This is a genomic window from Streptococcus mitis (genome assembly GCF_905187535.1).
GTDB classification, from domain to species: Bacteria; Bacillota; Bacilli; order Lactobacillales; family Streptococcaceae; genus Streptococcus; species Streptococcus mitis_BS.
This window is the reverse complement of record NZ_CAJJIE010000060.1, coordinates 147,383-165,163: the sequence shown is the minus strand read 5'-3', so window position 1 is coordinate 165,163 and position 17,781 is coordinate 147,383. Positions and strand designations below refer to the sequence as shown.

15 protein-coding genes are annotated in these 17,781 nt (G+C 42.0%); 1 reads left to right on the top strand and 14 read right to left on the bottom strand.

Annotated elements, in window-relative coordinates:
• Positions 1–47: 47 nt before the first annotated feature.
• The 6 genes from JQ841_RS07965 to parE form a co-directional block, all read right to left on the bottom strand.
• The gene (locus JQ841_RS07965) at positions 48–2,015 is read right to left on the bottom strand and encodes a peptide ABC transporter substrate-binding protein (protein WP_033681952.1); all 1,968 of its coding nucleotides are present in this window, start codon (positions 2,013–2,015) and stop codon (positions 48–50) included.
• Positions 2,016–2,037: 22 nt separating this feature from the next.
• A complete protein-coding gene (locus JQ841_RS07960) occupies positions 2,038–3,060 on the bottom strand; it encodes a branched-chain amino acid aminotransferase (protein WP_101782039.1) in 1,023 nt (340 codons plus the stop codon).
• A 134-nt stretch (positions 3,061–3,194) separates the two neighbouring features.
• The gene (parC, locus tag JQ841_RS07955; RefSeq protein ID WP_203180608.1) at positions 3,195–5,666 is read right to left on the bottom strand and encodes a DNA topoisomerase IV subunit A; all 2,472 of its coding nucleotides are present in this window, start codon (positions 5,664–5,666) and stop codon (positions 3,195–3,197) included.
• Positions 5,667–5,890: 224 nt separating this feature from the next.
• Positions 5,891–6,712 (bottom strand): aminoglycoside 6-adenylyltransferase, encoded by an 822-nt coding sequence (locus tag JQ841_RS07950; protein WP_203180607.1) that lies wholly within the window; start codon positions 6,710–6,712, stop codon positions 5,891–5,893.
• Positions 6,713–6,789: 77 nt separating this feature from the next.
• Entirely contained in the window at positions 6,790–7,185 is a 396-nt protein-coding gene (locus JQ841_RS07945; protein WP_203180606.1) for a YkvA family protein, read from the bottom strand.
• 42 nt (positions 7,186–7,227) lie between these two features.
• Positions 7,228–9,171: a DNA topoisomerase IV subunit B gene (gene parE / locus JQ841_RS07940; protein ID WP_084863195.1), complete on the bottom strand. Its 1,944-nt coding sequence runs from the start codon at positions 9,169–9,171 to the stop codon at positions 7,228–7,230.
• A gap of 135 nt (positions 9,172–9,306) precedes the next feature.
• Here parE and plsY point away from each other — a divergent pair, with 135 nt between their 5' ends.
• A complete protein-coding gene (plsY, locus tag JQ841_RS07935; protein ID WP_203180605.1) occupies positions 9,307–9,948 on the top strand; it encodes a glycerol-3-phosphate 1-O-acyltransferase PlsY in 642 nt (213 codons plus the stop codon).
• 38 nt (positions 9,949–9,986) lie between these two features.
• Here the strand turns inward: plsY and JQ841_RS07930 are convergent, their stop codons facing one another.
• From JQ841_RS07930 to JQ841_RS07895, 8 genes are all read right to left on the bottom strand, one after another.
• The gene (locus tag JQ841_RS07930; RefSeq protein ID WP_033677420.1) at positions 9,987–10,943 is read right to left on the bottom strand and encodes an ABC transporter permease; all 957 of its coding nucleotides are present in this window, start codon (positions 10,941–10,943) and stop codon (positions 9,987–9,989) included.
• Positions 10,944–10,945: 2 nt separating this feature from the next.
• Complete coding sequence (locus JQ841_RS07925) at positions 10,946–12,004, bottom strand: ABC transporter permease (protein WP_203180604.1); 1,059 nt, start codon at positions 12,002–12,004, stop codon at positions 10,946–10,948.
• On the bottom strand, positions 11,997–13,532 hold the full coding sequence (locus JQ841_RS07920; RefSeq protein WP_203180603.1) for an ABC transporter ATP-binding protein: 1,536 nt from the start codon (positions 13,530–13,532) through the stop codon (positions 11,997–11,999). Before JQ841_RS07920 ends, JQ841_RS07925 begins: the two co-directional genes overlap by 8 nt.
• A gap of 143 nt (positions 13,533–13,675) precedes the next feature.
• Positions 13,676–14,728, bottom strand: coding sequence for a BMP family lipoprotein (locus JQ841_RS07915; RefSeq protein WP_203180602.1), 1,053 nt, complete (start codon positions 14,726–14,728; stop codon positions 13,676–13,678).
• Positions 14,729–14,817: 89 nt separating this feature from the next.
• Positions 14,818–15,207, bottom strand: coding sequence for a cytidine deaminase (locus JQ841_RS07910; RefSeq protein ID WP_000246089.1), 390 nt, complete (start codon positions 15,205–15,207; stop codon positions 14,818–14,820).
• Positions 15,194–15,856: a deoxyribose-phosphate aldolase gene (gene deoC, locus JQ841_RS07905; protein WP_203180601.1), complete on the bottom strand. Its 663-nt coding sequence runs from the start codon at positions 15,854–15,856 to the stop codon at positions 15,194–15,196. The genes JQ841_RS07910 and deoC overlap by 14 nt, the downstream gene beginning before the upstream one ends.
• 19 nt (positions 15,857–15,875) lie before the next feature.
• A complete protein-coding gene (locus JQ841_RS07900) occupies positions 15,876–17,153 on the bottom strand; it encodes a pyrimidine-nucleoside phosphorylase (RefSeq protein WP_203180600.1) in 1,278 nt (425 codons plus the stop codon).
• On the bottom strand, positions 17,150–17,740 hold the full coding sequence (locus JQ841_RS07895) for a class I SAM-dependent methyltransferase (protein WP_338015009.1): 591 nt from the start codon (positions 17,738–17,740) through the stop codon (positions 17,150–17,152). The genes JQ841_RS07900 and JQ841_RS07895 overlap by 4 nt, the downstream gene beginning before the upstream one ends.
• Between the last annotated feature and the right edge of the window lie 41 nt (positions 17,741–17,781).

Sequence of the window (17,781 nt, the reverse complement as noted above, 5' to 3'; positions counted from 1 at the left end):
AAGAAAAAACTCTATATCATTCCATGTCTGATATAGAGTTTTCTGCTTTATTTAATGTGTTTTTCTAGTTCTTTTTGGTATTTACCATTTGATTCCAATTTTTCTTTTTGCCATTTTTTCAGTGCTTCTTCATATTCTTTTGTCGTAACGATATCTTTTTGCAATTTCATTCCTTTAAAGATATATGGGTCACCCTTAATACCAACTTGTGAGTATGGTTTTGAGAATGGTACTACATTACTTACAACTGGAGAACCACCAGATGAGGCTGTTGGCATCAATAATGAACTATCTGTCAACCAAGCTTGAGCCTTGGCATATTTTTCATAGCGTTCTTCAAGATTCGTAGTTTCTGAATCCGCATCATCCAATAATTTCTTATACTCATCTAAACCAAGTTTAGCTACAACATCTTTATCTTTCCCTTTAGTAATACCTAGGTGCTTCATAGCAGAACCTGATTTAGGATCCATGATATTCAAGTAAGATGCTGGGTCTTGATAACTTGGAGCCCATCCTGTACTGTTCAAATCATAGTCTTTTTGAGAAGGAACACGCGCTTGTGAAGTGATTGTTTCCTTTTCATTATCTGTCATTTGAAGAACGTCGATGACAACATTTTCAGCACCAAGTGTTGATTCGATAGACTGTTTGAAAGAGTTACTTTGTTGAACGGCGATGGTATCTGTTTGTTCAACTGGGACATCCAAGTGAATTGGGAAAGTTACCCCTTTAGATTCTAGGTCTTTCTTAGCTTTTTCAAAGGCTGCTTTAGCCTTGTCAGGGTTGTAGATAGAATCCTTACCGTCAACTAGCTCAACACCTTTCCATTGGTCACCATAGTTCACCAACTCTGCTTGAGCGATTTGACCAAAGTTCTTACCACCTGCTTGCACAAAGTTATCTGGAACTAGACTGTTACGAATAATCTTGTCCGCACCGTCTTCACCATTTAGCTGTGCAGCATAAGAATGACGGTTGAAGGCAAAGTTGATAGCCTGACGGAAGTCCTTATTCAGCATAGCTTCTTTAGTTGAAGTTTTTTGCTCTTCACTTGTTTTCGCAGTTTTATTATATGACTGACGATTTACGTTAAAGGTGAAGTAATAACTACTTGAGTCCTGTGGGCTATATGTGATTTTATCTCCGTATTGTTCCAAAGTAGAAGCAAAGTTTGAGCTACTTGGGAAGAGACGTGCTGTCGTATAGGCACCAGATGAGAAACTACGGATCAAGGATTCCTGATCAGAACCATCGTAGTAAGTCAATTTAATCTTCTCGATTTTTACCTTTTCTTTATCCCAATAATTTGGATTTTTCTCGTATTCAATCAACGATTTAGAAGTTAGGGTCTTCAAGATATAAGGACCGTTGTAGAGAATCCCTGCTGGAGTAACTGCTCCATAATCTTTACCTGATGCCTTCAAAAACTCTTCATTTACAGGCAACATCGTTGCTGTTGTAACTTTAGAGTTCCAGAAGCTTTCTGGTTTGTTTAGAGTATATTCAACTGTGTAATCATCCAAAGCCTTGACACCAACTGTAGAGAAATCATTAGTCTCACCAGTCATGTAGGCATCCAAGCCCTTGATTGAATTTTGGATAAGAGAGACACCGTCTGACTTACCGTCGGCCACGTGTTTTAGTCCTGTTACAAAGTCATGGGCTGTTACTTCGGCGTATTCTTCACCTTCTGATGTGTACCATTTAACCCCTTTACGTAGTTTATAGGTATAAGTCAAACCATCTTTTGAGACAGACCAATCTTCAGCCAGGGAAGGAATCACATTTCCGTACTGGTCGTTTTCCATCAAACCATCAACCACGTTCCCGATGACATCTGTTGTAGAAGTACGAGTCGCTATACTATAGTCCAAAGATGCAGGATCTACTGCATAGACATATGAGAATGTTGTCGGTGCATCTGCTTCTTTATCAGCTTTTCCACAAGCTACTAAAAGAGCTGTTGTGCTCAGGACCACTCCTGCTGTTAAGAGCCACTTTTTCGATTTCATAAAAAATCTCCTTTAGTTTATTTTAATCTACTTTTACAATCCAACCTTCTGGCGCTTCAATATCACCAAACTGAATTCCTGTCAATTCATCATATAATTTACGAGTCACAGGACCTACTTCTGTTTCACTATAGAATACATGGAAATCATCACCGTGTTGAATACCTCCAATTGGAGAAATAACCGCTGCTGTACCACAAGCACCTGCCTCTACAAAACGGTCAAGGTTATCAATTGGGACATCCCCCTCAATAGGAGTTAAGCCCAAGCGATGTTCTGCCAAATAAAGCAAAGAATACTTGGTAATAGATGGCAAGATAGAAGGACTCAATGGTGTCACAAATTCATTATCAGCCGTAATTCCAAAGAAGTTAGCTGAACCGACTTCTTCAATCTTTGTATGTGTTGAAGGGTCTAGATAGATAACATCTGAGAAATGACGTGACTTGGCCAATTTCCCTGGCAAGAGACTTGCAGCATAGTTTCCACCAACCTTAGCCGCACCTGTACCATTTGGTGCTGCACGGTCGTATTCATCCTGAATCAAGAAGTTGGTTGGAACCAATCCACCTTTAAAGTAATTTCCAACTGGCATAGCAAAAATGGTGAAAATATACTCTTCTGCCGGTTTTACCCCGATAATATCTCCTACTCCAATCAAAAGAGGACGAAGATAAAGGGTTCCACCTGTTCCGTATGGTGGTACGTATTCTTCATTGGCACGGACAACTGCTTTACAAGCTTCAACAAACATTTCTGTTGGAACTTGTGGCATCAAGAGACGGTCACAGGTACGTTGCAAGCGTTTAGCATTTTCATCAGGACGGAACAGTTGAACACTACCATCCTTAGTACGATAAGCTTTCAAACCTTCAAATGCTTGTTGACCATAGTGAAGACTTGGAGAAGACTCTGAAATATGCAAGTTTGCATCCTCTGTAAGCTCTCCTTGATCCCATTGTCCATTTTTAAAATGAGCAATATAGCGATAAGGTAATTTCATATAGGAAAAACCGAGATTTTCCCAATCAATCGTTACTGTCATATTCCACTCCTTATTCTAAAAACCTATTTCTTTTATTCTACACTATTTTTCTAAAATAGCAAGTATATTTTGTAATTTTCAGAAAATTTCTTCAATAAAAAGAACCAGCTCTTAGAACTGATTCTTCATTTCACTTATTTAGCTTCAGTAAATACTTCTTTAAGATAAGCGTCAAAAACTTCTTCATCCGAAATCGTGTCAGAGATGAAGCTACCATTACTTGTGCGTTCTGACAGATTCAAGTCTTGTAGTCGACTTTCATAGATTGTTCCTTTGTTCGATTGGACAAGCAGCGTTTGGTCGTTCTCTTCCACTTCTGTACTGAAGAGATCACCAACAAATCCTTGCTCTGCAACTGATCCTGCTAAGAAGACACGATGCGGTTTGTTTTTCAACTCACGCAAGACTTGTAGTCCTCGTTTGGCACGGCTAGTTGCTGGAATTTCGTCAATAGAAACACGTTTCAAACTTCCACGCTGAGTCAAGAGGTAGAAGGATGAAGTGTTACAGATAAAGGCCGATTGGAGGGTATCATCTTCTTTCAGGTTCATAGCCTTGACACCTGCAGCCTTAGCACCGACAACTGGTACCTCTTCGATATTGAAACGAAGGGCATAACCATTTTGGCTGATCAAGAGAACATCATCTAGTTTGATTGGAGCTACTGCCACAATCTGGTCTGTCTCATCTTTGAGCTTAGCATACTTGACAGACTTAGACTTGTAGGTCCGCCATGGGGTGAATTCTTTTCGTTCTACACGCTTGATTTGACCGAGACGAGTCGCCGCAAAATAAATTGTCGCATCATCAAACTGATCCACGACTTCCACATAAAGGATTTCTTCGTTAGTCTCAAAGTTTGTAATGGTCTGGCTCAGATGCTCTCCAATATCCTTCCAGCGAATATCTGCTAATTCATGGATTGGTCGATAAATGACATTTCCGAGACTTGTGAACATCAAGAGGTGTTGGGTTGTCTTGGCAGCTTGCACAAAAATCAAACGATCGTCGTCACGTTTGCCAATTTCTTCCAGCGTTGAAGCCGCAAAGGAACGTGGACTAGTACGCTTGATGTAACCTGCCTTGGTCACGCTGACGTAGGTATCTTCCTCGGCGATCAGACTAGCTGTATCAATCTCGATTACTTTTGCTGTATCTTCCAAAGTACTCAAACGTGGTGTCGCAAATTTCTTCTTGACCTCACGAAGCTCTTTCTTCATGAGATTGTACATAGTCCGTTCATCACCGATAATCGCCGCAAGCATGGCAATCTTTTCACGAAGTTCTGCTTCTTCTTCCTGCAAGACAACCACATCGGTATTGGTCAAACGGTACAGTTGCAAGGTTACGATAGCCTCAGCCTGCTCTTCTGTAAAATCATAGCTGATCTTGAGATTTTCCTTGGCGTCAGCCTTATTCTCAGAAGCACGGATAAGAGCAATGACTTCATCCAAGATCGAAATCACACGAATCAAACCTTCGACGATATGGAGACGCTTCTCAGCCTTTTCCTTGTCAAAGCGTGAACGCGCCAAAATCACTTCACGACGGTGGGCGATGTAGCTAGACAAGATTGGAACGATCCCAACCTGACGAGGCGTGAAATTGTCAATCGCCACCATATTAAAGTTGTAGTTGATTTGTAGGTCGGTGTACTTGAATAGGTAGTTGAGAACAAGCTCCGTATTGGCATCTTTTTTTAGCTCAATAGCAATACGAAGACCATCACGGTCAGACTCATCACGAACTTCAGCAATGCCAGCCACCTTGTTATTGACACGGACATCATCGATTTTCTTGACTAAGTTAGCCTTATTAATCTCATAAGGAATCTCAGTGATAACGATTTGTTCCTTACCACCTTTTAACTTCTCAATTTCAGTCTTGGAACGAACAACCACGCGCCCCTTACCAGTTTCATAGGCCTTCTTGATTTCATCACGGCCTTGGATGATAGCTCCTGTAGGGAAATCTGGCCCAGGCAAGAATTCCATGAGTTTTTCAACTTTGGCCGTTGGATGGTCAATCATGTAAACCGCCGCATCGATTACTTCGGCCAAATTATGAGGTGGAATGTCCGTAGCATATCCAGCTGAAATCCCAGTCGAACCATTGACCAAGAGGTTTGGAAAGGCTGCAGGTAAAACAGTAGGTTCTTTCTCGGTATCGTCAAAGTTCCAAGCAAAAGGAACGGTCTTTTTATCGATATCCTGAAGAAGATAGCCTGCAATCTCAGACAAACGCGCCTCGGTATAACGCATGGCCGCAGGCGGATCTCCGTCCATAGAACCGTTATTACCGTGCATTTCAACTAAAATCTCACGATTTTTCCAATCCTGAGACATACGAACCATGGCATCATAGATAGAACTATCACCGTGTGGGTGGAAATTCCCCATAATGTTACCAACAGACTTGGCCGACTTGCGGTAACTCTTATCAAAGGTATTGCCATCCTTATTCATAGAATAAAGAATGCGGCGCTGAACCGGCTTCAACCCATCACGAATATCTGGCAAAGCCCGGTCTTGAATAATGTACTTGGAGTAGCGACCAAAGCGCTCTCCCATGATGTCCTCCAAGGACATGTTTTGAATGTTACTCATATAGGATACAGAGCCCGTAAAATACCAAGTGAAAATAGAAAATTCTTGAAGTAAGCAAGCTCACCATAGAATTTATCTTTTTCACCCAGCATTGGGGGCGTATTCAACTCCTTTCAAAAAATGTAGAGTATGTGTAATGATAAAAGGATTAGTCCAATGTTCAGTTACGATGAGTAACCAAACTATCCTTTCTGTAGGTTAATGTTATAATTTAGGTTCTTTATTTACATAGTGTTTTGAAGTCTTTCCACAGCATACTCAATCATCTTCTCAGCCACTTCCCTATCATAGTCAAAGCCCATCTTTTGAGCAAAGAATTGAGCTTCTTGATGAAAAAGTTGCATCGTAGCAAACAATGACTGAGTGATTTTGTCACTATTTGAGAAATCAAGTAGACTTGAGAATTCATTCTCTTTCTGAGCAGGCAAATAGTTAAAGATGTACTTATAATTTTTACCGATGTCAACTGCTCCCTTTTCACTTGCGACCTGCCAAGATAAGACTTTCAGGAGTTCTTGTTGACAAATACTGTAGAGATGGTCGGTCGCATAGATAAGTTGCTTTCGATAAATTCCTTTGACCACGTAGGCTGATACCCACCAAAATTCATTACAAGAATTTTTAAAATCTGTCTCACTAGCTTGATGTATCCAGAAACGCTCTAGATTTGGGGAATAGGGTTCAAATAAATGTTCTGAATCTTCTAAAACAGTGAATCCTGCCTCACTATCCACCCACTCTTGAATGTGTTCTTTGGGGCAGAGAGTCAAATCGATACGGTTGCCGTCTTCAAAAAGCATAAGATATAGACGACGATGGTCAAGAGCAACCTCTTGCTCAATAATGCGTTTGCCAAACTGGTCTAGCCAAGAAAGGTCACTCGTCAGATTATCTAAATCGTCCACAATATAGACCACGTCATAGTCTTGAAATTCATCTTTTGGGGCCTTTGGGTTTGTCCGTGAACCAGACATGGCAACAGCCTCTACTTGTATGGTTTCGGCAGTCTTTAAAATTACATCAAGCATTTCTGTTTCAGTTCTCATATTGATACCTTATTCACCTTCACTCTAATATATAACTATTATATTAGGGTAAATAAACTGTTACCTTGAATCATTCCTTATGACTGACGCCATTCATCATAAACCTCGATATCTGTTTTTACCATTGATAAACAAAGTCCAATTACTGCCACATCATCTAAATGTCCTACAAACGGAATAAAATCAGGAATAATATCTACTGGAGACAAAACATAAATAAGTGCACTCATAATTGCCAAAATTGTTCCATAAGGAACAGTAGTGTACTTCCCTTCCACATAATGTTTAATCAAAGAAATCATAATCGGGATAACAGCAAATTCTTCTCCGACTAATGGCATTTCTTTTATTTTTTGCTCCAATCGATATAAAAAATCATCTAATTCATCTTTATTATTTAATAAAGCCTCAGATTTTCCATAACCACTTTCAAGAGCTTCTTTCACTTGTTCTTCGTTAATATTGTTAGACATTTTTATTTCTCCATTTGACTATCTATATTAATTTTATAACTTTTAAAATACTGTCACTTCTTCTAGCGTAAACTTGACATTATCCTCAATCCACTTACGTCGTGGTTCGACCTTGTCTCCCATGAGGACATTGACGCGACGTTCGGCGCGAGCTAGGTCTTCGATTGTGACACGGATAAGGGTGCGCGTTTCTGGATTCATGGTTGTTTCCCAGAGCTGGTCCGCATTCATCTCACCAAGACCTTTGTAGCGTTGGAGAGTAGCGCCTTTACCGAACTGTTTACGGAGCTCTTCTAGCTCACCGTCCGTCCAAGCATAGGCCACTTCTTCTTTCTTGCCTTTTCCTTTGGACATCTTGTAAAGAGGCGGAAGGGCGATATAGACATGTCCTGCCTCAACTAGCGGACGCATGTAACGATAGAAAAATGTCAAGAGCAAGGTTTGGATATGAGCACCGTCAGTATCCGCATCGGTCATGATAATGATCTTGTCATAGTTGGCATCTTCAATGGAGAAGTCTGCTCCCACACCCGCACCAATGGTATAAATCATGGTATTGATTTCTTCATTTTTGAGGATATCCGCCATCTTGGCCTTGGCTGTATTGATGACCTTACCACGAAGAGGTAGGATAGCCTGGAACTTACGGTCACGGCCTTGTTTGGCAGAACCACCGGCAGAGTCTCCCTCGACCAGATAGAGTTCATTCTTAGCTGGATTCTTAGACTGGGCTGGGGTCAATTTTCCAGACAACAAGCCCTTGTCTTTCTTATTTTTCTTACCATTTCGGCTCTCATCACGCGCCTTACGTGCCGCTTCACGAGCATCACGGGCCTTAATAGCCTTGCGGATGAGGTTAGAAGCCAATTCCCCATTTTCCATAAGGAAAAAGGTCAACTTATCAGCCACAATGCCATCCACAACAGGACGAGCAAGAGGGCTTCCTAGCTTGTCCTTGGTCTGACCCTCAAACTGCAAATGTTCTTCAGGGACTAGAATAGAGAGGACAGCCGCTAGCCCCTCACGATAGTCTGACCCTTCAAGGTTTTTATCTTTTTCCTTGAGAAGCCCCGTCTTACGCGCGTAGTCGTTCATAACCTTGGTAATAGCGGACTTGAGTCCTGTCTCATGCGTTCCACCATCCTTGGTACGAACGTTATTGACAAAAGATAGAATGTTATCTGAAAATCCATCATTGTACTGGAGAGCCACTTCCACTTGGAAACCATTGTCTTCTCCTTCAAAGTAAAGAACTGGCGTTAAGGTCTCCTTGTCTTCGTTAAGATAAGAAACAAAGTCCTGCACCCCATTTTCATAGTGAAACTCGATCGCTTCATCTGTTCGCTCGTCCGTCAAAGACAAGGTCACATTTTTCAAGAGAAAGGCTGATTCATTAAGACGCTCTGAAATGGTATTGTACTTGAAATCTGTCGTAGAGAAGATCGTCGCATCAGGCATAAACGTAACCTTGGTACCTGTCTTAGACTTGGACGCTGTACCGATTTTCTTTAAGGTCGTGACAGGTTTTCCCCCATTTTCAAAACGTTGCTTGTAAACTGCGCCATCACGGGTGATTTCAACTTCTAACCAGCTAGAAAGAGCATTGACGACAGAAGAGCCTACCCCGTGAAGTCCACCAGATGTTTTGTAGCCTCCTTGACCGAATTTTCCTCCAGCGTGGAGAATAGTAAAGATAACCTCAACAGTTGGAATCCCCATAGCGTGCATTCCCGTCGGCATCCCACGACCATGGTCTTGCACAGTCAAACTCCCGTCTTTATTGATGGTCACATCAATACGGTCACCAAACCCAGACAAGGCTTCATCGACAGCATTGTCGACGATTTCCCAGACGAGGTGGTGGAGACCAGCGCCATCAGTTGATCCGATATACATCCCTGGACGTTTTCGAACCGCATCCAACCCTTCTAACACCTGAATGGCATCATCATTATAATTGTTAATATTGATTTCCTTTTTTGACACAAGGAACCTCCTATTCGTTCATCTTTACTATTCTACAGGTTTTCCAAGGATTTTGCAAAATTTTTCTTTCTCCGGTGTGACAATTTCAGTAGAGATTCTCTGCCTTTCTTTCCCAATTCATGATATAATAGGAGTATGATTACAATAGTTTTATTAATCCTAGCCTATCTGCTGGGTTCGATTCCGTCTGGTCTCTGGATTGGACAAGTATTCTTTCAAATCAATCTGCGCGAGCATGGTTCTGGTAACACAGGAACAACCAATACCTTCCGTATCTTAGGCAAGAAAGCGGGTATGGCAACCTTTGTGATTGACTTTTTTAAAGGAACCCTAGCAACGCTTCTTCCGATTATTTTTCATCTTCAAGGTGTTTCACCTCTCATCTTTGGACTTTTGGCTGTTATTGGACATACCTTTCCTATCTTTGCAAGATTTAAAGGTGGTAAGGCTGTCGCAACCAGTGCTGGAGTGATTTTTGGATTTGCGCCTGTTTTCTGCCTCTACCTTGCGGTTGTTTTCTTTGGGACCCTCTATCTAGGCAGTATGATTTCACTTTCCAGTGTCACAGCATCTATCGCAGCCGTCATCGGAGTTCTACTCTTTCCACTTTTTGGTTTTATACTGAGTAACTACGACCCTCTCTTCATCGCCATTATCCTAGCTCTTGCTAGTTTGATTATCATTAGGCATAAAGATAATATCACACGCATCCAAAATAAAACTGAAAATCTTGTTCCTTGGGGACTGAACTTGACTCATCAAAATCCTAAAAAATAAAACGCCAGTTTGAACAGAACTGACGTTTTTTTGTATGCTTATTTTGATTTGATATAGTTGATACCATCTGCTTTTGGTGCAACTGCTTTTCCAAAGAAGGCTGCCAAGACAAGAATAGTCAAAACATAAGGTGCGATTTGAAGATAAACTGTTGGCACACCTTGTAGGAATGGCAATTGAGATCCGATAACAGCCAAACTTTGTGAGAGTCCAAAGAAAAGACTAGATAGCATGGCTCCGATTGGATTCCATTTTCCAAAGATCATCGCAGCAAGAGCGATAAATCCAGGTCCAACAATAGTTGTCACTGAGAAGTTAACTGAGATGGATTGAGCATAAATCGCTCCGCCAATTCCACCTAGGAAACCGGAAATAATAACCCCTAAATATCTCATCTTGTAGACATTGATTCCCAAGGTATCCGCTGCTTGAGGATGCTCACCGACAGAGCGGAGACGAAGACCAAAGCGAGTCTTGAAGAGGATAAACCAAGCAAGGAATGAGAAGGCAATCGCCAGATAACCAAGTAGACTTGTTGACTTGAAGAAGATATCACCAATCACTGGGATATTGGCCAAGACTGGGAAATCAAAGCGTCCAAAAGTCTGACTTAGATTGTCGGTTTGTCCTTTGTTATAAAGAACTTTCACTAAGAAAACAGCCAAGGCTGGCGCCATCAAGTTCAATACCGTACCGCTGACAACATGGTCTGCACGGAAATGAACCGTCGCTGCTGCGTGGATGATAGAGAAGAGGCCTCCAACCAATCCTGCAACTAGCAAAGATAGCCATGGAGTTGCTGCGCCAAATTGTTCTGCAAATTCAAGGTTAAAGACAACTCCAGAAAAGGCACCCATAACCATAATTCCTTCAAGGCCGACGTTTACCACACCACCACGTTCAGAGAAAACACCACCAATACTTGTAAAGATGAGGGGTGCTGAGTAAATCAGCATAGAAGACACCAAGAGGGTGAGCAAGGTTGTAATAGACATCTTTACTTACCTCCTTTAACTTGTTTTTTCGGTTTGACAAAGCGTTCGATAAGGTAATGAACACTGACAAAGAAGATAATAGACGCTGTTACAATGCTGACAAGCTCAGACGGTACCTGCGCCGCATTCATACCAGGAGCTCCAACTTGGAGAACACCAAACAGGAAGGCTGCAAAGAGAATACCGATTGGTGAGTTAGCCGCAAGCAGACTAACCGCCATCCCGTTAAATCCAACAGCTAAAGACGCCCCTTGAACATAGACGTTCTGGAAGGTTCCAAGTCCTTCAACAGCTCCACCAAGACCTGCCAAGGCACCTGAAATAATCATTGAGAGGATAATCGTTCTTTTTGCAGAAATACCAGCATATTCTGAAGCATGAGGATTAAGACCAACAGCACGGATTTCAAAACCAAGAGTTGTTTTCTTGAGCATGAACCAAATGACTGCAACGGCAATGAGAGCAAAGAAAATACCAATATTCATCCGCGAATTACCAGTCAACTCAGCCAACCAAGGTGTCTGATAGGTTGCATTAGCCCCAACACGAATGGTCGAATCTGTACTTTGCATAAAGTCTTTAGGGAAGGCATGGATAAAGGCATTTCCTACATACAATACAATGTAGTTCATCATGATGGTCACAATGACCTCTGACGTCCCTAGATAGGCTCTCAGAATACCCGGAATCGCGCCGACAATTCCACCAGCAATCAAGGCAATCGCGATGGTTGCTAGAATCATCAAGGGACGCGGCATATCTGGATGCGACAGGGCAAACCAACCACTGAGAATCCAACCCGCCAAAGCCTGACCAGGAAGCCCGACGTTAAAGAAACCTGCTCGACTGGCAACGGCAAAACCAAGACCAATCAAGACCAATGGCCCCATAGCACGGAAGATTTCTCCAATTCCACGCAGGCTACCAAAGGCTGTATAGAACAATTCTTCATAGCCCCAAATAGCATCATAACCAAAGATCCACATGACAATGGCTCCGAGTAAAATTCCTAGGAATACAGAAATCAAGGGAACCGAAATTTGTTGTAAATTTTTAGACATCACTCTTCTCCTTTCCCAAGTTTCCACCAGCCATCAAGACACCAAGTTCTTGTTTATTGGTTGTTTCTGGTGATACAATACCTTGAATCTTACCATCATGGATAACGGCAATACGGTCTGAGACGTTTAAAATCTCATCCAATTCAAAGCTGACAACAAGGACAGCCTTGCCATTATCACGCTCTTCAATCAAGCGTTTGTGGATATATTCAATGGCACCGACATCCAACCCACGAGTTGGCTGGCTGACGATAAGGAGATCAGGATCTCGATCAATTTCACGAGCAATAATTGCTTTTTGTTGATTTCCTCCTGAGAGTGCAGCTGCAGGAACAAATTCGCTGGCAGCACGAACATCAAACTCTTCCATTAGCTTTTTAGCATAAGAAGTAATATTTGAATAGTTCAAAATTCCATTTTTACTATGTGGTTCTTTGTAGTAGGTTTGAAGGGCAATATTTTCAGAAATCATCATTTCCAAAATCAAACCATCACGGTGACGATCTTCTGGAACGTGCCCAACACTTAGCTCTGTAATTTGTCGTGGGTGCAAGCCTACAATTGAATCTCCTTTTAGCTCAATGCTACCAGATTCAACCTTGCGAAGACCTGTGATGGCTTGAATCAGTTCAGACTGACCATTTCCATCAATCCCCGCAATACCAACAATCTCTCCAGCACGAACATCCAAGGACAGATTTTTCACAGCTGGGACACCGCGGTTTTCATTGACCACCAAGTCTTTAATAGACAAGACCACTTCTTTTGGTTGAGAGGCTTGCTTCTCTGTTTTAAAGGAAACAGAACGTCCTACCATCATTTCTGCCAAATCAGCATTGGTAGCTCCTGCAATTTCGACTGTTTCAATTGATTTCCCACGACGGATAACTGTAACGCGGTCAGAAACTGCTCGAATCTCGTCCAACTTGTGGGTAATCAAGATAATTGATTTTCCTTCTTTGACAAGATTTTTCATAATAGCCATCAACTCATCAATTTCTGATGGAGTCAAAACAGCCGTCGGTTCGTCAAAGATAAGGATATCAGCCCCCCGATAAAGGGTTTTTAAAATTTCTACACGTTGTTGGGCTCCAACTGAGATATCTGCTACCTTGGCAGAAGGGTCAACAGCTAAGCCATAACGTTCAGAAAGAGCCTTGATTTCTTTGCTAGCTCCAGCGATATCTAGCACACCATTTTTAGTCAATTCACTACCTAAAATGATGTTTTCAGCCACTGTGAAGGCTTCTACCAACATAAAGTGCTGGTGAACCATTCCGATTCCCAAGCTAGCTGCTTTAGATGGTGAGTCAAGGTTGACAACTTGATCGTTGACCACAATTTCACCACTGGTTGGTTCAAGAAGCCCTGCTAACATGTTCATGAGCGTGGACTTTCCAGCCCCATTTTCTCCTAAAAGTGCATGAATTTCACCTTTTCGTAGGTGCAGGTTGATTTTGTCGTTGGCAACAAATTCACCAAACACCTTGGTAATATCACGCATCTCAATGACATTTTCGTGTGCCATGTGCTCTTCCTTTCAGAGTCTTATTTTATTTCAATAAAACTTGCTAGTTTCTCTAGTAGCAAGCTTTACTGAGACAAAATGACTTTGTCTCAACTCTTAAAAAAGCGGCCGAGGGCCGCTTCCTAAGAAATGACTTCCATCCATTATTTTGCAGGAACTTTTACGCTTCCATCAAGGATTTTAGCTTTAGCATCTTCAACAGCTTTTTTACCTTCTTCTGAAAGGTTTGTTACTGCCAAGTCAACCCCTTTATCTTTCAATGAGTAAACGATCACTTGACCGCCAGGGAATTCACCTTTTTCTGCTTTGTTAGCAATATCTTTTACAGTTGTACCAACTTGTTTCAAAGTAGATACAAGAACGAAGTTTGATTCTTTACCATCTTTAGAAGTGTACTTACCTTCTCCTACTTGGTCACGGTCAACACCGATAACCCAAACTTTTTCATTTTCAGGACGGCTTTCGTTGAGTGATTTTGCTTCTGCAAAGACACCAGCACCTGTTCCACCTGCTGCTTGATAAACAACGTCTGCACCAGCTGCGTATTGTGCTGCTGCAATTGTTTTACCTTTAGCAGCATCACCAAATGAACCTGCGTAGTCAACTTGTACTTTGATAGATGGATCTACTGACTCAACACCAGCTTTAAATCCAGCTGCAAAACGTGAGATAACTTCAGACTCAATACCACCTACAAAACCAACTTGTTTTGTTTTAGTTGTTTTAGCTGCTGCAACTCCCGCAAGGTAAGCAGCTTCGTTATCAGCAAATGTTACGCTAGCAACATTCTTTTGATCTTTAATCACATCATCAATCAAGACATAGTTCAAATCAGAGTGGTCTTTTGCTGCTTCTTCAACCGCATTGTGAAGGGCAAAACCAACACCGAAGATTAGGTTGTAACTTCCAGCCGCTTGTTGCAAGTTGTTAGCATAGTCAGCTTCACTTGTTGATTGGAAGTAAGTGAAACCTTTATCTTTTGAAAGATTGTGTTCTTTACCCCAGTCTTGCAAACCTTCCCAAGCTGATTGGTTAAATGATTTGTCATCAACACCACCAGTATCAGTGACGATTGCTGCTTTTGTCTTCACATCAGAAGATGAAGCTGCGTTACGAGAAGAGCGGTTACCACATGCAGCAAGTCCAACTGCTGCCACTGTAACTAGACCAAGGCCTAGCCATTGTTTCTTGTTCATTACTGAACCTCCTAAATAAGATGTGCAACGATGTTGCAAGTATGGATTGATTGGTCACAAGGACCGTGCCACTCAAAGAGCGACTCAGACTAGTTTAAGTCTGTAAAAGAATATGGAAGTAATTCCCCGACCGTCATCTCGACCGTCGATTTATCTTTTGCGACTAAGGTCACTTTTAGATCTTGTTCAAAAAATTCGACCATTACTTGGCGACAAGCACCACATGGTGAAATCGGTTTTTCAGTTTGACCATAAACAATCAGCTCTGAAAATTCTCTTTGCCCTTCAGATACAGCCTTAAAAATGGCTGTTCTCTCACCACAATTGGTCAAAGGATAGCTAGCATTTTCGATATTCACTCCCGTGTAAACACTTCCGTCTTTGGCTACTAAAACTGCTCCGATAGGAAAGTGAGAATAGGGGACGTAGGCATGTTTGCTGGTTTCAATTGCTAGTTCAATCAACTCAGTAGTCGCCATCAGCCAATTCTCCTTTTAAAATGGCTACCCCAGCTGACGTTCCGATACGAGTCGCACCTGCTTCCACAAAGGCAAGAGCATCCTCATAAGAACGAGCTCCGCCAGCAGCCTTGACTCCCATATCAGGTCCAACTGTTTCACGCATTAATGTAACATCTGCTACCGTAGCGCCACCAGTTGAAAAGCCAGTAGATGTTTTCACAAAATCAGCTCCCGCTTTTTGGGCCAATTGGCAAGCCACAACTTTTTCTTTGTCAGTCAGAAGGCAGGCTTCAATAATGACTTTCACTAACTTGTCACCACTTGCTTCCACTACTGAGCGAATATCTGACTCTACCAAGGCCAAATCACCTGATTTGAGAGCTCCAACATTGAACACCATATCAATCTCGTCTGCACCATTTTGAATAGCTTCTTTGGTTTCAAATGCTTTCACGGCTGAAGTTGTTGCTCCCAAGGGGAAACCAACCACTGTACAGACCTTGACATCTGTACCTTCAAGCCCTTTTTTAGCATGTTCAACCCAGGTCGGATTAACACAGACGCTGGCAAAATCATACTCTCTAGCCTCAGACAACAAACAATCAATTTGTTTTTCTGTCGCATCCTGCTTCAAAAGCGTATGATCGATATATTTATTTAATTTCATATCCGGATTCTCCTGTTGTTTATGAGATAATTTCTATAATTTCTCGTAAACTTCGCACCCTATCATTTATTTTAACATATTTTTGAAAATCTGTAACTAGCTGAGGAGAAATTTTTCCATTTGTGTATACTTTTGCAACAATTTCTCCCTTTTGAACGGAATCTCCAACTTTCTTTTCAAAAACAATTCCAGTTTCATAGTCCAAGACATCAGTCTTGACTGCACGGCCGGCTCCCAGTCTCATGGCATAAAGGCCAAATTCCATGGCTGGAAGAGCTGAAATGACACCTGATTCCTGGGCAGGGATTTCCACCACATGGGACACATTGACTGGACGATAGAGATCTTCTAAATCTCCACCTTGAGCTTGCACCATCTCCTCAAACTTAGCCAGTGCTTGGCCACTTTCAAGATGTTGGCGAACTTCTTCAACTGTCTTATTTACATTTGCCAAACCAAGCATAATCTGAGCCAATTCACAGATAAAGTGGGTAATATCCTGACGGCCTTGTCCTTGTAAAATCTCCAGTGCTTCAAGGATTTCCAGACGATTTCCAATCGCTCGTCCCAAAGGCTGACTCATATCTGTAATCACGGCTACCGTCTTTCGACCAACTGCCTTACCAAGCTCCACCATGGTTTGAGCCAGTTCTCGCGCCTCATCAACCGTCTTCATGAAAGCACCCTCACCGACAGTCACGTCTAGCAAAATAGCATCCGCTCCTGCCGCTATTTTCTTGCTCATCACCGAACTGGCAATCAAAGGAATCGTGTCGACGGTCGCGGTCACATCACGGAGAGCATAGAGAAGCTTATCTGCTTTAACCAACTGGTCTGATTGCCCAATGACGGACACTCCAATGTCCTGCACCTGACGAATGAAATCTTCTTGACTGCGCTCGACTTGATAGCCCTTAATGGACTCCAATTTATCAATTGTTCCACCAGTATGACCAAGACCACGACCACTCATTTTTGCCACAGGCACACCAAAGCTAGCAACAAGGGGAGCCAAAATCAAGGTCACCTTATCACCAACACCACCCGTAGAATGTTTATCAACCTTAACCCCATCAATAGCTGATAAATCAAACTCTTGCCCAGTCTTAACCATATTCATAGTCAAATCTGAGATTTCTCGTGTCGTCATTCCTTTGAAATAAACAGCCATGGCAAAGGCAGACATCTGATAATCAGGGACAGCTCCTGACACATAGCCTTCAACTAGCCATTCAATTTCACTCGAAGTCAATTCTTGACCGTCTCGTTTCTTTTGGATTAAATCAACTGCTCTCATTCTTTCACACTTCTAAGGATATAGTATCCCTTATCTTTTTTGACGATTTCACAATTACCAAACACCTCTTCCATCTTGGACTTGGCACTTGGAGCCCCTTGTTTTTTCTGGATAACGATAGTCAAATCCCCACCAGTTTCCAAGAAATCTTCGCTTTTCTCAATGATTTCATGAACCACTTGCTTACCTGCACGGATAGGGGGATTGGAAATGACATGGTCAAATTTCCCTTCAACTTGTTCATAGATGTTGGACTGGAAAATCGTCGCTTCTACTTTATTTCGTTCAGCATTTTGTCGCGCCAGATCCAAGGCACGATTATTGATATCAACCATGGTCGCCTGAACTCCATAAGCCTTAGCCAAGGACAAGCCCAAAGGCCCATAACCACAGCCTACATCAAGGACAGTCTCTCCTTGGTTGACCTCTAGACATTTGAGCAAGAGTTGACTTCCAAAGTCAACCATTTTCTTGCTAAAAACACCCGCATCCGTCAAAAAGGTCATTTTTTCTCCCAACAAGTCCACTCTCAACTCATGAATGTCGTGAGCAGCGTCAGGATTTTCTGCATAATACATTTTACTCATGAAACTATTTTACCATAATTTGCCTTAAATTGTAAATCGTT

Excerpts from the sequence above, each read along its gene's own strand:
- JQ841_RS07945 (WP_203180606.1), bottom strand. The coding sequence starts at position 7,185 with ATGTCTAACAATATTAACGAAGAACAAGTGAAAGAAGCTCTTGAAAGT.
- plsY (WP_203180605.1), top strand. The coding sequence starts at position 9,307 with ATGATTACAATAGTTTTATTAATCCTAGCCTATCTGCTGGGTTCGATT.
- JQ841_RS07960 (WP_101782039.1), bottom strand. The coding sequence starts at position 3,060 with ATGACAGTAACGATTGATTGGGAAAATCTCGGTTTTTCCTATATGAAA.
- JQ841_RS07965 (WP_033681952.1), bottom strand. The coding sequence starts at position 2,015 with ATGAAATCGAAAAAGTGGCTCTTAACAGCAGGAGTGGTCCTGAGCACA.
- JQ841_RS07930 (WP_033677420.1), bottom strand. The coding sequence starts at position 10,943 with ATGTCTATTACAACCTTGCTCACCCTCTTGGTGTCTTCTATGCTGATT.
- parC (WP_203180608.1), bottom strand. The coding sequence starts at position 5,666 with ATGAGTAACATTCAAAACATGTCCTTGGAGGACATCATGGGAGAGCGC.
- JQ841_RS07895 (WP_338015009.1), bottom strand. The coding sequence starts at position 17,740 with ATGAGTAAAATGTATTATGCAGAAAATCCTGACGCTGCTCACGACATT.
- JQ841_RS07915 (WP_203180602.1), bottom strand. The coding sequence starts at position 14,728 with ATGAACAAGAAACAATGGCTAGGCCTTGGTCTAGTTACAGTGGCAGCA.
- JQ841_RS07925 (WP_203180604.1), bottom strand. The coding sequence starts at position 12,004 with ATGTCTAAAAATTTACAACAAATTTCGGTTCCCTTGATTTCTGTATTC.
- JQ841_RS07900 (WP_203180600.1), bottom strand. The coding sequence starts at position 17,153 with ATGAGAGCAGTTGATTTAATCCAAAAGAAACGAGACGGTCAAGAATTG.
- deoC (WP_203180601.1), bottom strand. The coding sequence starts at position 15,856 with ATGAAATTAAATAAATATATCGATCATACGCTTTTGAAGCAGGATGCG.
- JQ841_RS07910 (WP_000246089.1), bottom strand. The coding sequence starts at position 15,207 with ATGGCGACTACTGAGTTGATTGAACTAGCAATTGAAACCAGCAAACAT.
- JQ841_RS07950 (WP_203180607.1), bottom strand. The coding sequence starts at position 6,712 with ATGAGAACTGAAACAGAAATGCTTGATGTAATTTTAAAGACTGCCGAA.
- JQ841_RS07920 (WP_203180603.1), bottom strand. The coding sequence starts at position 13,532 with ATGGCACACGAAAATGTCATTGAGATGCGTGATATTACCAAGGTGTTT.